General features: G+C 44.7%; 9 protein-coding genes. 6 read left to right on the top strand and 3 right to left on the bottom strand.

The features are described from left to right. Positions 1 to 55 precede the first annotated feature (55 nt). The 3 genes from AC1TO8_RS11745 (at position 56) to AC1TO8_RS11755 (ending at position 7,480) form a co-directional block, all read left to right on the top strand. Positions 56 to 4,438 carry an S-layer homology domain-containing protein gene (locus AC1TO8_RS11745; RefSeq protein WP_482055799.1) on the top strand — a complete coding sequence of 1,461 codons (4,383 nt, stop codon included), beginning with the start codon at positions 56 to 58 and terminating at the stop codon, positions 4,436 to 4,438. Positions 4,439 to 4,631: 193 nt separating this feature from the next. Next, positions 4,632 to 6,362: a sensor histidine kinase gene (locus AC1TO8_RS11750; RefSeq protein ID WP_482055800.1), complete on the top strand. Its 1,731-nt coding sequence runs from the start codon at positions 4,632 to 4,634 to the stop codon at positions 6,360 to 6,362. Continuing rightward, entirely contained in the window at positions 6,362 to 7,480 is a 1,119-nt protein-coding gene (locus AC1TO8_RS11755; RefSeq protein ID WP_482055961.1) for a response regulator, read from the top strand. The genes AC1TO8_RS11750 and AC1TO8_RS11755 overlap by 1 nt, the downstream gene beginning before the upstream one ends. Before the next feature lie 100 nt (positions 7,481 to 7,580). On the opposite strand, the gene AC1TO8_RS11760 is transcribed toward AC1TO8_RS11755, so the two are convergent. The 3 genes from AC1TO8_RS11760 to AC1TO8_RS11770 all read right to left on the bottom strand — a co-directional run bounded on the left by AC1TO8_RS11760 (position 7,581) and on the right by AC1TO8_RS11770 (position 10,547). Further along, the gene (locus AC1TO8_RS11760) at positions 7,581 to 8,066 is read right to left on the bottom strand and encodes a hypothetical protein (protein ID WP_482055801.1); all 486 of its coding nucleotides are present in this window, start codon (positions 8,064 to 8,066) and stop codon (positions 7,581 to 7,583) included. 138 nt (positions 8,067 to 8,204) lie between these two features. Continuing rightward, positions 8,205 to 9,335, bottom strand: coding sequence for an iron-containing alcohol dehydrogenase (locus AC1TO8_RS11765; RefSeq protein WP_482055802.1), 1,131 nt, complete (start codon positions 9,333 to 9,335; stop codon positions 8,205 to 8,207). 291 nt (positions 9,336 to 9,626) lie between these two features. After that, positions 9,627 to 10,547, bottom strand: coding sequence for a LysR substrate-binding domain-containing protein (locus AC1TO8_RS11770; protein WP_482055803.1), 921 nt, complete (start codon positions 10,545 to 10,547; stop codon positions 9,627 to 9,629). A 183-nt stretch (positions 10,548 to 10,730) separates the two neighbouring features. Here AC1TO8_RS11770 and AC1TO8_RS11775 point away from each other — a divergent pair, with 183 nt between their 5' ends. The 3 genes from AC1TO8_RS11775 (at position 10,731) to AC1TO8_RS11785 (ending at position 14,561) form a co-directional block, all read left to right on the top strand. Further along, positions 10,731 to 11,705, top strand: coding sequence for an ABC transporter ATP-binding protein (locus AC1TO8_RS11775; RefSeq protein WP_482055804.1), 975 nt, complete (start codon positions 10,731 to 10,733; stop codon positions 11,703 to 11,705). A gap of 71 nt (positions 11,706 to 11,776) precedes the next feature. Beyond that, complete coding sequence (locus tag AC1TO8_RS11780) at positions 11,777 to 12,847, top strand: ABC transporter substrate-binding protein (RefSeq protein ID WP_482055805.1); 1,071 nt, start codon at positions 11,777 to 11,779, stop codon at positions 12,845 to 12,847. Positions 12,848 to 12,890: 43 nt separating this feature from the next. After that, positions 12,891 to 14,561 carry an ABC transporter permease gene (locus AC1TO8_RS11785; RefSeq protein WP_482055806.1) on the top strand — a complete coding sequence of 557 codons (1,671 nt, stop codon included), beginning with the start codon at positions 12,891 to 12,893 and terminating at the stop codon, positions 14,559 to 14,561. Position 14,562: the final 1 nt, after the last annotated feature.

Genomic DNA, 14,562 nt, shown 5'->3' on the forward strand with positions numbered 1-14,562 from the left:
CTCTGTTACCATTCATAACAAGAGAATATCAATATTGAAATGATGGGGGAATGAAATGAGACGATTTATGAAGTTTTTTCTTGTTACAGCGCTAGTGCTGTCAACTTTAGGAGGGAATTTGGCGGCTTCGCCTGTTGCGAATGCAGCAGCAGCAGATACGTCAGTGAAGTTCGAGGAGATTGATATGGGGTGGGCCGAGGATGCGTTCACCTTTCCTAATCGGGGAGGCATGGAGAAAGTTCAGCAGATGGAGTCGAGCTCGACGGATGATCTATTCGTCATTGCCCAGCTACCTATGGGGAACAAAAGAGACATCTTCCATTTCGGAACGGATGGCACGTATCATGGCTTACTAGTCGATCGAGATCAACTTGCTAGGGAGGTGGCTGGGGCTTCTTGGCTGGCCGGTGGCGCATTGGACTTCTATCCTGAGCAGATTGTATTCTCAGAGGAAGCAGACGGAAATTATTTATATATCATTCACAAACAAAGCGATACGGTCCGTCCGATGTTGAAGTATGATTTGGACGCAAAGACGATCGTGGATGATGAAGTCGTTATATTCTCTGAAGAGATCACATCCATTCAGAAAGTATACGATGGATTGATGTACGCAGCAGCAAATCAAATGGATAAGTATTATACCATTGACCCTACAGACGCGAATCCTAGCATCACGACAAATACGACGACCTGGGGTAAATCTATTAACAGCATTGTGAAGGAGCCCGCGGGAAGCTTTGTGGTTAAGCAAAATGCTTATGTAATGGGCAATTACAATCCAGCATTTTCTTGCGATGTAGGCTGCATCCAGCTCGACGGATGGGACTTTTCATCATTGTCCGTTTCAGCGGACGGCTCGCATGTGATGGGGGTAGCCGTACATAATAATCAGGCTAATGTGTATTTGAATGGGACGCAGCAATATGGTATCGACTTGCATGAGTATTCCGCTGAAAGTGCTATTATTGAAGTCGATAATCAAGGTACCCTATATGTTAATACGACATATGGTAGTGATATCTTAGTCTATGAGTATGATTCGTCCAGCAATACGTATAAACTAACCGGATCCATTGGGAGTGAGCGAGAGACTAGCTATACAGATGCTGATTTGAAAATCGCCCTAGCTGAGAACGGTCATGTTTTTATTTTGGATTATTATGAAGGAAGGCTGGATGAATACGATGCATCAGGTTTATATGTTCGGAGTATGCCTCGCAACTTGGGTCATCAGCTATACAATTTAGCCTATTATAATGGGCATTTGTATGCCGTTGATTTGAATCAGAATGGGGCTGTTGTCGTTATCTCTACGAATGATTTAAGCATCATTGATACGATGTGGGAAGAGGTTTATGATATTATATTTACCCCTGATGGGCAGTTATTAGTCGCACTGGAGAATGAGATTCAGCAATATTCGGTCAATCCTTCTAATAATGAGCTGACTCTGATACATACCTATCCATTCATAGGCTACAGTCTTTCTATGCATACGGACGGTGAGCATGTGACGATTGCTGATGCACACAGCGGCTGGATTCATATTATTAATTATAAAACGTATCAATCGAGCCAGTTGAAGAAGGATTATACCTATTCAATGATTTGGCTGGACTCCTCAGGGCTGATGGCTCAGAAAGACTATAATGGTGGTTGGCAAATTACCCATCCAGACTCTGGGGTACTTTATAAGGCTTCAGAAGTTAGTTACGGGGATAGTCCACTATATATTGGCGATCGGCAAATGATGTTTCCGAAAACCTATTATGATGAAGTCAAACAGGAAATACGGACAGAGCTAGTTGGTCTGCGGATCGTTGCTCCTAATCTGGAAGATGTCCCTGTGTTCTCCAATGTGCAGGATGAGCGTCAGGTCATAACAGGAACATCAGTTGTAGGGAATACGCTGGACTTGGGCATCGACTTTCCAATGAATGGAGAAATAGTGCGAAGGTTAAAAATAGATCGATCCTCCAAAACAGATATATACTTCGAGGAATACCCGCTTATTGGAATCAATTTCGCAAAGTCTCCCGGTCAGATCTATCATGCTGTGGTCGGTGGGCAAGTGGGTAAACGCCAAGCTATTCTCCAATTTAACAATATAAATAATGATTGGAAAGAAGGTACTGTTCAATTTATCTTCTTCGAAGAAACAGGCGAGATTCAAGCTCAGTTTGAGAAGCATCAGCCAAGTGATGGGGAAGAAATCAATTTAAGAGAAACGATTGATTGGAGTGAAACCAGGACTTGGCCAATACATCTAAGATCAGGAGAGACGATGCGCTTCATACCGAAGCGAGCGGAGTTTATTATACTCACTGGAGGAGAATACGTACCTGTTGTCCTAGAATCCACTCTGGGAAGACCTTTGGCACCGGATTTACAGACACCAGCCTTCGGTACGGTATTTCCTGAGGACACGCCAGAGGTTACCTTCACCTGGGATAACCCAAATGCGGATGCGGATTATGACCGAACGATCGTATTAGTGGCAACGGATCCGAAATTTAAAAATGTAGTGGAAACAAAGGAATTAACAAATGAAACGTCATTTACGATGGATACGAGTCATTTATATGCTGGGATTCCTTATTACTGGAAGGTAGTAGCTGCGAAGACGGGCGATGTAGTCTTTGACTATTCAGCGAATGGAGCCTTCAGTATAGAGAACTGGTCCGTCTCTCTAGCCATAGATGATGAGGAAGCGACATCAGCATATGGAACGTATGAAGTGTTATCCAGTGATTTGGATCAATTTATTGAAAGCGGAATTGCGGTCAGTACGTCACCGAATCCATCGGTTACAGATGCAGTCTATTCCACCGCATTGCAGAGTCCGGGGCAGCAGCGTATCGAACTAACGGGGCTGCAACCAGATACAACATACTATGCTCGCTCGTATGCAGTAACCGAATGGGACACGCGCTACAGCGGCAACATAAGCTTCACAACACTTCCTTTCGTTCATCCTGTTTCATTAGCAGGGATTTCTTTCTCTCTGACTGTTGTAGAGAATGTATATCATGCGACTATACCGTATGAGATATCGAGTACCCAAGCAACATACGACCAAACGTTAAATATCACGGATGCGAGATTGTATATGAATCAGACCGAGCTTATGTGGGAAGATAATATACCGCTTCAAGTAGGCTTGAATACATTCCGGGCTGAAATGTTGCTGGATGGAACACCTCAGATTTATACGATCAACGTCACTAGAGAGCCAGCGCGACCTAATGTGGTCCCACCGATTGGACCGTCAGGCGGGCCAACAAATACTTCAGTCAATGCACAGCAATCGGTAAAGCAGGAATATGACATTCGAGTGAATGGTGTCGGTCATAAAGCCACATTAGTCAGTGACGAATGGATCATCGCTTCAACAGCTACTGAGGAAAGCATTGTCGTTGAGATTGAGAAGCGAGCATGGGATCAATTGTTTGTTCCCCAAGGATTCGTCCAGGTGGAGCATCAAGAGGTTGTCTATCGCTTTCCGATTACAGAAATCACTACTGATTCGGTATTGAAGCAGCTTCAGGCAACGGAGCAATCGAATCTATTGTTTGTACTCTCGATGAAATGGGAGAAGGATAAGCTTGGGGAAATCGTACCTTTGGATGGGATGGAAGTGGTGAATACCCCGATATCCTTAGCTCTCCAAGTGAAGTATGAGAATCGGTCTGCTTCGATTGAACGACTCGCTAAGTTCGCGAAGCTTCGGCTTCCGGTGAAGGATGCTAACTTTACGACCGCTGTGGAATGGAGACCCAATGGCTTAGCACATATTCCAACGAGAAAAGTGCAACAAGGAAATCAATGGTTTGCTGAGATTAGCAACACAACCAATGGTATATTCACACTTGTACAGTACAAGGACTCTTTTCATGATGTAGGAGGAAATTGGTCGCAACGGATTTTGGAAGATATGGCTTCTCGTGTCATTGCCAGCGGCTTTGAGGACGGTAGCTATCAGCCGAACACTTGGGTGACCAGAGCCCAGTTTGCCGCGTTTGCTGTACGGACGTTTGGCTTTGGAGTGATGTCTTATGATCGTCGATTCGATGATGTTGCATCAACGGATTGGTATGCAGATGCTGTTGAAACAGCTGTACAATACGGAATCATCCAAGGCTATGGGGATCGTACATTCCGAGGTGAGGATTTGATCACACGGGAGCAGGCGATTGCTATGCTGACTCGGATCACGAAGATGATGGAGTTGCGAACAGAAGCATCGATAGATCACCTTCAAGAGTACGAGGATGCAGATGTGGTATCTGAATGGGCGAAGGCGGATATTAATATGGCACTTGCGCTTGGTATCATAGAGGGGCGCGGTAAAGCTAAGTTATCTCCTGATGCCTGGATGACCCGTGCGGAAATGGCTGCGATCTTCTACAGATGGTTGACTGATATCGATCGGTAGTAGAGCTATCCGCTGTAAAAGAGATCGAACTAAATAAAGCCGAAATGAGCGCTGTGATGGTGCTTGTTTCGGTTTTATTTTATTTGAAATTTGAAGGGTCTTACATTGCACGTGATAGTTTCGTATACTATATTGAGAGAATCGCGGATGAATTTATTCGTCTTCTTATGTCAAAATTAAGGGGAACTACCCCATGGATCCTACTATAGAGCTTGTTTTGATGATTGCTTCGTTGATCATGATGGGCATCATTTTATTCTTTATGTATAGGTTTAGAAGAGAACGCGGAGTAACTTACCTCATGGGCTTGATCGTATGCCGAATTATATACTCCATTGGTATCATTATGGAGAAAAGCAGCTATGAATTAATGGAAAAGCTTCTTTTTCGCAATATTCAGAATACAGCACTTAATTTTATCGTACCTTTCTTTATCCTATTCGTGTATCACTTGATTGGTCGCGACAAAATATTAAAGCCTCGATGGAAGATCATACTGTTCTCGGTATTCGCACTCTGGTCGTTACTGTCGTGGTTTGATCCCGCGCTTCATGTGATCTATCGTACGATTGAAATGTATAACGGTCATTTAGCCACGACGAGGACGATCTATTCAGTCGCTTTCTCAGTCACTTGTTACTGTGTTCTGGCTATATGTCTTTATATTCTATTACAGTATGTACGGAATATCCGTAGCGACTTTCGTAGACCAGGGATGTTGATTCTGTTTCTAAGTTCATTTCCACTTGTGCTTGAGATACTCAAATTCACGAATCCTGCGTGGTCATCCTGGTTACTTTCGCTGTCGGTTTACTGTGGAATTATCGGAACGATTATGCTGGTCATTACATTGCGGATTAAGTTCTTCTCTACCGTTCCGATTGCTAGAAATATTGTGCTTGATACGCTGCAGGAAAGTATTGTGATAGCGAATGCTTCGGGTAAGATTATCGATAGTAATAAACAGGCTTCCCAATGGTTCTCAGAGATGGGGTGTGATACTATTTACGGTCGGAATATGGTGGAGCTATTGGCGCCTTGGCCGGAATGGTATAAGCTATGCAAGTCCATGCAACAGGGGCGTGTAGAGATCGCTACCTGGGTGGATGGAGAAAGAAAGGTTTACAGCGTGAACGTATATCCGCTACGTATATTAGGTAAGCAGGGGCAGGGTAGTATTTCCCTTATGGTTGATATTACGGAGAAAGAGCGGCATCTAGAGCAGGTTGCACAGCTCAACCAGTTGAAGGATCAGTTGTTTACGATTGTGTCACATGATATTCGCAGTCCATTGGCTTTGCAATTTCAACTCGTGGAGTTGTTGGAAGAAGATAGAGAGCGTTTCGATTCTGAACATCGGGAAATCATTGAGACGTTAGGTGACCAGATTCGCAATACACTTGGAATGGCTAATAATTTGTTAGAATGGTTCCGCAGTCAGAGAGAAGACATGGCACTTCGTCCACAGTTATTGGAGTTGTCTGAGGTTGTGGAGGATTGTTGTCATATGCTACATATTAAAAGTGAGGCTAAACAGATAAGCGTGAATCACACGATTGCCTCAGGCACTCGAGTATATGCTGACCGTGAAGCACTTGGCTTAATTATCCGTAATTTATTATCCAATGCCATCAAATTTACCGGATTGGGTGGTTCAGTTCATGTGTATACCCGGGTATCAGGGGATATGATTACTATTTCCATCAGCGATAACGGAGTGGGAATGGAAGAGGAGCAGGTTCGCCAGCTATTTGCTGAGAAGCAGCTCAACTCACTGGCCGGCACTATGGGAGAAAAAGGAGCGGGACTTGGACTGATCGTCACTCGGCAGTTCGTGCAGCTAAGCGGTGGAAGTCTATGGGCGGAGAGCAGACCAGGGCAAGGAAGCGTATTTCACTTCACTATGAGAGGCGGGACAGAGTGATGAAAGTTCTCATCGTTGATGATGAGCCTGCCATGTTGTTGGCTATGAAACGATTGTTGTCGAATATCGAAGACGTGGAACTTGTCGGAAGCTTCCAAAATGCGGCAGATGTTCTAGCCTTCGTACGAGACAGCGATGTGGATCTCGCATTCTTGGACATTCAGATTGCTGCGGACGATGGATTGGAGTTGGCACGTAGCTTGCGTTCGCTTCGAAGTGATCTCGACATTGTGTTTACAACCTCCCATACGGATTTTGCTATTGAAGCCTACGATGTGTATCCATTGGACTATATGGTTAAGCCGATTTCGAGAAGGCGTCTGACGGAGACGATAACTAGAGCAGCTAATAGACGGAGTGTCTCATCATCCGATACGGCTACCAACCTTACACTTAATAGGCTGATTGTTCGGGGAATGGGTTGCTTCGAGGCTAGTAGTAAGCAAGCGGGTGCAGTGAAATGGATGTCTAAGAAAAGCATGGAGCTATTCGGCTATCTGCTCGTTTACCGAGGCCGAAGTGTGGCCAAAATGCGAATTGTGGAAGATATCTTTCCGGGGATGCCCCTTAAGAATGCGGAAGCGTATCTCAATACCGTCGTCTATCAGCTTAGGAAAGTGTTATCGATGCATGGATTTAAGGAAATGGTCATTTCATCGCAAGAACAGTACCGTGTAGACTTGGATCAAACGGATGTCGACTTTATTCAATTCGAGCAAATGGTGAAGGGGTTATCCGAAATCAATGCAGCCAATGAAACGAAGGCCATAGAGTTGGAGAGACAGTTTTTTGGCGAGTTGTTCGAGGATAAACTTTATGTGTGGGCCATTGTAGAACATGAGCGGTTAGTGATGGTTTATCAAGCTTTTGCTAAACGTCTTGCAAATTGGCTATTAGTTCAGAAGCGGTTTAGAGAAGCGGAGCAAATTGCGAGAAGAATAGTAGCCCGTAATGAATATGAAGAAGAGTCAAATTTACTGCTGCTGAATATATTCGGAGCGATGGGAGATCGGCAGTCCTTACATAACTATTATGAGCACTATACGCAATTGATGTTTCAAGAACTTGGCCTGCGGCCTTCATCGAATTTCCACCAACTGTATGAACAATATCAGTGATCACCTCCTCATATATTGAGGGGTGTTTTTTGAAATTATCATTTGCGGAGCAACCTTTTTTATTTGGTTAATGACACTAGTATTGCATTAAAGGCCATACTTATCTAGCAAAGCTATCATAGTCAAACAGGAACTGCCATATTCTCGCCATAGCCTTTAACTGGGCCCAGCAGATCATGGAGGATACAACAAATACTAGAGCAAAGAATAAAAGCACAACGGCTTTCATGATTTGCGTCCGTTTGCTGTCTGGTTTCTTGCGAACTTTGCTGGGTAAGCCGTCCGGTCGCTTAAATAGGATCCATGTTCCTACTACGGAGCCGGTGCCCAGGATACCAAAAAGTAGAAAGGTAGCAACCCGTTCAGCTGCGTAAGCGATTAACTCTGTGCCTTCTAGACCGGGGACGAGATCCATGAACCAAGGGTAGATAGCAGCGACGAAAAGGGAGACAATAAACAACACCTGTACCGGCTTCAATATCCGGTCGAACAGTTTGGATAGTAGCCCAGGTGGGTTCTTTTTCTGTTCCCGGCGTACGCGGCGCTCGGTGTTTCTTCGTTCAATCATTGCTCGTTTGGATTTCATGGCCGCCTTGTCTCCTCTGGTCTTGGTACTTGTTTGTAATACTAAGAATAGCAGAGGGGGGCGGGCTGGACAATCAAAGAACAGGAGTAACCGCGAAGGGGTCCCTGTTCTTTACTATCTCCCTGTATTAAGGGAATTTTACATTGCGCTACGGATAATTTCCATTACTTCTTCTAATGTTGGTTTGCGCGGATTCGTTGCTGCAGTAACGTCTTTCATTGCATTTGTAGCTAATGTTTCGATGTCTTCTTCTTTTGCACCTAATTGCGTAAATCCTGTTGGAATACCAAGATCATGAGCAAGTTGTTCAATTGCCGTAATTGCTAATTCAGCTGCATCACGTGTACTTAAACCTTCTATGTTCTCACCTAGATACTTAGCAATCTCAGCGAAGCGTTCTATGCGGGCAATTAAGTTAAAGCGGCAGACATGCGGGAGTAGAATGGCATTACACACACCGTGTGGAAGGTTGTAGAAACCACCGAACTGGTGGGCAATTGCGTGCACATAACCGAGTGATGCGTTATTGAAGGCCATACCTGCTAGAAATTGCGCATAGATCATTTGTTCACGAGCTTCCATATCTTGTCCATTAGCAACGGCACGTGGCAAATATTTAGGGATGAGTTCCATTGTTTTCACTGCACAAGCATCAGTGATCGGTGTCGCATTTGTAGAAACATAAGCTTCGATCGCATGTGTTAATGCATCTAAACCAGTAGCTGCTGTTAAACTAGGTGGCATACCGACCATTAATTCAGGGTCATTAATAGAAACAAGTGGTGTAACATGTGTGTCGATTATAGCCATTTTTACTTTTCTGCTCGTATCCGTAATAATGGTGAACTTAGTCATCTCACTAGCCGTACCTGCAGTTGTGTTAATTGAAATTAAGGGAACTAATGGCTTTTTAGATTTATTTACACCTTCATAGTCATGTATTCTCCCGCCGTTAGAAGCGACAAGACCAATCCCCTTTGCAGCGTCATGTGCGCTTCCACCACCTAAAGAAATAATGGAATCGCAGTTTTCAGTTTGATATGCTTCTAAGCCGTGTTCTACGTTTATGTCTGTCGGGTTTGGTTCTGCTTTAGGATAAATTGCGACCTCTAAGCCAGCCTTACGAATGATTCCCGCTATTTGTTCTGAAAGCCCTAATTTATGCAGACCATCATCTGTAACGATCAAAGGCTTTTTATAACCTAAATTTTTTAATTGTTCACCAACTTCATTGATGGCTCCTTGTCCAAATAAATTGACAGTAGGCATATTGAATTCGCTTTTTATATTTAACACATGCTTCCTCCTAAAATTAAAGTGATTATTATTATCCCATCACTCCGTTTTTATTATTCAGGACTCGAAGGGTAAAGGTGTGTCGAAACCATGCTATTTGATCTATAAAATGACATATTCAACTAAGGAACTTAATCCGCCTGTCTATAGGTCGGTAGAGGATGGAACTGGGTCTAGTAACGACTCAGCATCAATTGGGTTTTTAGCCCGTCTGCCGGAATGAGCCAGCCCTTATCATTTAAGCTGTTAATGAGTGCTGTACGGTTAATGCTGGTAATTAATAGATGGGAGATAAGAATTTTTAAAACCTAGATGGAGTTCATCAATAAACTTCTCGGTTAATCGGGATTCATAGCGATCCTTGTTATAGCAGCAATAGATGGAACGCTGGAAATGAGCATTAGGTATTTGTCGCATGAGCAAGTGTCCTCGCTTAAGCTCGTCTTGTACAGCTAGACCTGAAATAAAGGCAATATGTCCGCCCCGTTGCACGGTCTGCTTGATGGCTTCGATCGAATCTAGCTCGATCGGACCAATGAGGCCAACCCGGTGATCGTTCAGCCACCTCGTTGTCATTTCCCTCGTACTTGAGTCTTTACCGTGAAGAACAAAGTTAGCCGTCGCTATCAAGCCTGGATTGAGCACTTCATAGGAAGCCAAATGATGATCAGGTGAAAAAATGACAACTAGCTCATCCTCGCAGAGGCTCTGAGTAGATAAGAAAGACATCTCAAAAGGCTCAGAGGAGATGATCCCCAAATCGATCTCATGATTCCAAAGCTTCTCTTTAATAATAGGTGCTGGCTTAACCAGTACCGATAATTCAATGCCGGGATTCGCCTTGGAGAAATTGCTCAATATCTCCGGTAACACGTAGGTGGCCGGAACATAGCTAGCACCAATGGTGAGATTTCCTCTTACGAGACTGCCATATTCCATCACGACACGCTCTGCTTCACGCGTCAACTTATTGATGCGGGAAGCATAATGGAGTAGAGCTCTTCCAGGTGCAGTGAGTAGGGTCTTGTCCGAACGCGACTCAAACAGTTTGACACCCATATGCTGCTCCAATTTTTTCATATGATAGGTGATGGTCGGCTGCTTTAGCTCTAGTGCGTTGGCAACTGTTGTGATTTTCTTATGCTTTTCCAGAAGCTCAACAATTTGATATTTCAGCAAGTTCATATGCTAACGCCTCCAATTCCGCTTTATCCCCTCACTGTAGCATAGAAAAATTCGATGAATGTTAAAACAAATCCACTAAAAAGTTAATCTTTCCTTTACATAGCTAAGACAAAGGGAGAATAATCCAACATTATACTGATAACAAGACTGATATAAGTTAAAAGAATAGGCAGGTTAACAAAAATGGGAGATATCACTATCCGGCTTTTAGAGAAGTCCTTTGGTTCAGTTCAGGCGCTACGGCCTTCAAACCTGACTATTGCCAAAGGCAGCTTCACTACGCTACTTGGTCCTTCAGGCTGCGGCAAGACAACGTTGCTACGGATGCTGGCTGGACTTGAAACTCCCGATGCAGGTGAGATTGATGTGGATGGAGAGTGCTATTATTCGAGGAATCAACGAATTAATAAGCCAGCTCACCAGCGTAATTTCGGGATGGTATTTCAAGATTTTGCACTTTGGCCGCATATGACTGTTTTTGAAAATGTCGCCTTTGGTCTACGTGCAGCCAAAAGGAAAAAAGGCTTAAAGGAGTCCGTACTACATGCGCTGAAAACCGTACGACTGGAAGGTAAAGAGATGCGCTTCCCACATCAACTCTCTGGTGGTCAGCAACAGCGGGTCGCATTTGCTAGGGCGATCATCATGAAGCCACAGCTCGTGCTGTTCGATGAGCCGCTCAGCGCCCTTGATGCTATGCTGCGCGATGAGATGCGGGCTGAGTTATTGCATTTAGTCAAGGAGACTGGTGTTACAGCACTCTATGTCACACATGACCAGACAGAAGCGATGAGTATGTCGGATGAGGTTGTGGTGATGAAAGAGGGAGAAATATTACAACGAGGGACGCCTGAGCGTATTTATAGCACCCCAGCACATCCCTTCGTCGCCCAGTTTATAGGCAAGTCAAATTGGCTGATGAAGGATAAACAAATGGTTCGACCGGAGCATATCCGCTGGAGGGAGGAGAACGCTGCTGATTATCGCTTTGAGGGTACATTACGTCATGCGAGCTACATGGGAGACCGCTACGAAGTTGAGCTGGATATGCATCAGGATCTAGGAAGATGGACAGCGTACTCTCCTTCTCGGTTATCAATCGGTGAGACGATGCAAGTGTATGTATCTCCAGAACATGTACATGATGTCGCACAATAAGAGGTAGTTCAAAAAGTCACCTTTTGATCACGCATTATAGGTTTTTCCATTATGAATAGGAGGCAATACAAATGAAAATAGCCAAACAGGGTATGATGCTTGCTTTAACAGTATGTATGGGAATAAGTCTAGTGGGCTGTGGAGCAGCGGACAACAATGCAAAACCTGCGGAAACAGCTCCGGTAAAATCAGTATCAGCACCGGTTGAGCAGCAAGATGTAGAAAAGAAGCTGAGCGGCACTCTAACTGTCTACAGCGCAGGTCCGGAAGGCTTGGCTAACAAGATCAAGGAAGGTTTTGAAGCTCAAACAGGTGTCAAGGTAGAGATGTTTCAAGGGACAACGGGGAAAATACTCGCTCGTATGGAGGCTGAGAAATCAAATCCAGCCGTAGATGTCGTTGTACTTGCTTCACTACCGGCGATGCAAGGGCTTAATCAGGATGACATGCTCTTGGGATACCCAGAGGCTGCCAACGCAGACAAGCTAATTGCGGATTGGTCTGATAAAGATGGACATTATTTCAGCTATAGCGCATCAGCACTTGGCATCGTCTATAATACGAAGCTTGTTCAGACACCTCCTGTTTCATGGGCGGATTTGGGCCAACCAGAATGGAAGGGAAAAGTGAACATCCCCGATCCATCCTTATCTGGCTCTGCGTTGGATTTCATCTCAGGTTATTTGAGTGATGCAGGGGAGAACGGCTGGACACTCTTTGACAGCTATAAGCAGAACGGTGTAGCGATGGCGGGAGCGAATCAGGAAGCGCTTGACCCGGTGATTACAGGTGCTAAATCTGTTGTTGCAGCTGGTGTTGACTATATGGCTTATAAAGCGAAAGCTGCAGGAGAGCCTATTGATATTGTTTATCCTAAGGAGGGAAGTGTCATCAGTCCGCGCCCAGCAGCTATTATGAAGACGAGCACAAACACCGACAATGCCAAAGCATTTATTGATTATCTGATTTCAGATGAGGCACAAAAGATGGTAGCCAACGCATACTTACTACCAGGTCGCTCGGATGTTGAGGCGAAAGATCGCACGAATGCTAGTGAGATATCCACTTTCAATGTGAACTGGCAATGGATGAATGACAACAGTGATAGTGTTGCAACGAGATTCACACAATTGTTTAAGTAGGATGAGCAGCTCGGTGGTTCGGGCTTAGATGGGTGGTACGACAATGCAAACCAATACTTTCAAATCATATAGATGGATCGGGATAGTGCTGGCACTGCTGTTACTTGGCATGTTGGTGCTAGCACCGCTGATGATGATCTTTTGGACGAGTCTGTATCCTAACCAGACTTTTGATTTACAGGCACCGCTACGTAATATCATGCAGAGCGATCTAAGCGAGGTACTGTTCAATTCCATCTGGTTGGGGTTATGTGTCATTGCCTTAACAACGGTGCTAGCATTTCCGCTGGCGTGGATTATGGCGAAGACGGAACTGCGTCGTCATAAATGGCTTGATATTGTACTACTCATTCCGTTCATGACGCCTCCCTACATTGGTTCGATGGGCTGGATGTTATTTATGCAGACCAACGGTTATATGGAACAATTCATCCCAGCGGCTTCAGCTCTGACCCCTGCGTTCTTTAGCTTCGGGGGGATGGTTACCATTATGGGCTTGCATCTGTTTCCGTTCTTGTATTTGTTGCTTCGCAATTCGCTTCTCCAAATCAGTGGGAATATGGAGGAAGCAGCAGCTGTGCATGGGGGCGGACTCTTCTACCGTATTAGACGGATCATTCTTCCCTTGCTCCTATCGAGTTATGTCATGGGTGCCTTGTTAATCTTCGTCAAAACTATAGCGGAATTTGGCACGCCCGCGACCTTTGGCCGTAAGATTGGCTTCTATGTCATGACATCGGAAATTCATAAATATATTTCGAGTTGGCCGATTGACTTCGGGAAGGCAACGTCACTTGCTTCTGTCCTTCTGGCTTCTTGTTTGGTCATGTGGTACATCCAAAGTGTTATTAGTAGCCGTTATTCTTATCGATTGGTTGGTGGCAAGGGGACTGTTAACAAATATGCTTCCGTTAAGAGTTGGAGAGGTTTTTTGTGCTGGCTCTATATAGGTCTACTATTATTGGCTTCGATTGGGGTTCCATACTTTTCAATTATTACAGCATCGCTACTCAAGCTGCGTGGCGAAAGACTTTCTTGGGGCAATCTAACATGGCAACATTACGCTGATTTATTAACTCCTGGGTCGGAAAGTCTGAATGCGCTGTTGAACAGTTTTGGATTGTCGATCGTTGCATCGACGATTGCGGTCGTGCTAGGCACTTGGTTCGCGTTAACTGTAAAGCGCTCCCGCACACCGGGACAGAAGCTGGTTGACCTGTTCAGCTTACTACCTAATACAGTGCCGGGCATCGTCATTGTTGTAGGATTGATTCTGTTGTGGAATGCCAAATGGATGCCGATTCCGCTGTATAATACGTACGGCATGGTGGTGCTAACCTATGTCATTCTATTCCTTCCCTACACCGTTCAATACGTGAAGTCCAGTTATGGACAGATCGATCCTATGCTAATGCAGGCAGGCCATGTATTTGGCGGACGCAAGTTGTATGTCCTGCGAAGAATTCTGATTCCACTTCTGTTGCCTGGAATGTTAGCCGGGTGGATGATGACCTTTACGATATCCAATCGTGAGTTGGTTGCGTCCTTGCTGATATTGCCGCCCGGAATGAAGACTTCAGCGACATATATCTTCGCCCAGTTCGAGCAGGGGGCGGTATCGATGGGAATGGCGATGGCGGTTATTTCGGTGGGCATAACGACTGCGCTATTGCTTGTCATAACTTATTTTAGTTCAAAACAGAAAGTGGAATAGC

It is taken from the genome of Paenibacillus sp. Y859 (genome assembly GCF_056786405.1).

Coding starts and splice junctions, on each gene's coding strand:
- AC1TO8_RS11745 (WP_482055799.1), top strand. CDS start 56: ATGAGACGATTTATGAAGTTTTTTCTTGTTACAGCGCTAGTGCTGTCA.
- AC1TO8_RS11750 (WP_482055800.1), top strand. CDS start 4,632: ATGGATCCTACTATAGAGCTTGTTTTGATGATTGCTTCGTTGATCATG.
- AC1TO8_RS11755 (WP_482055961.1), top strand. CDS start 6,362: ATGAAAGTTCTCATCGTTGATGATGAGCCTGCCATGTTGTTGGCTATG.
- AC1TO8_RS11760 (WP_482055801.1), bottom strand. CDS start 8,066: ATGAAATCCAAACGAGCAATGATTGAACGAAGAAACACCGAGCGCCGC.
- AC1TO8_RS11765 (WP_482055802.1), bottom strand. CDS start 9,335: ATGCCTACTGTCAATTTATTTGGACAAGGAGCCATCAATGAAGTTGGT.
- AC1TO8_RS11770 (WP_482055803.1), bottom strand. CDS start 10,547: ATGAACTTGCTGAAATATCAAATTGTTGAGCTTCTGGAAAAGCATAAG.
- AC1TO8_RS11775 (WP_482055804.1), top strand. CDS start 10,731: ATGGGAGATATCACTATCCGGCTTTTAGAGAAGTCCTTTGGTTCAGTT.
- AC1TO8_RS11780 (WP_482055805.1), top strand. CDS start 11,777: ATGAAAATAGCCAAACAGGGTATGATGCTTGCTTTAACAGTATGTATG.
- AC1TO8_RS11785 (WP_482055806.1), top strand. CDS start 12,891: ATGCAAACCAATACTTTCAAATCATATAGATGGATCGGGATAGTGCTG.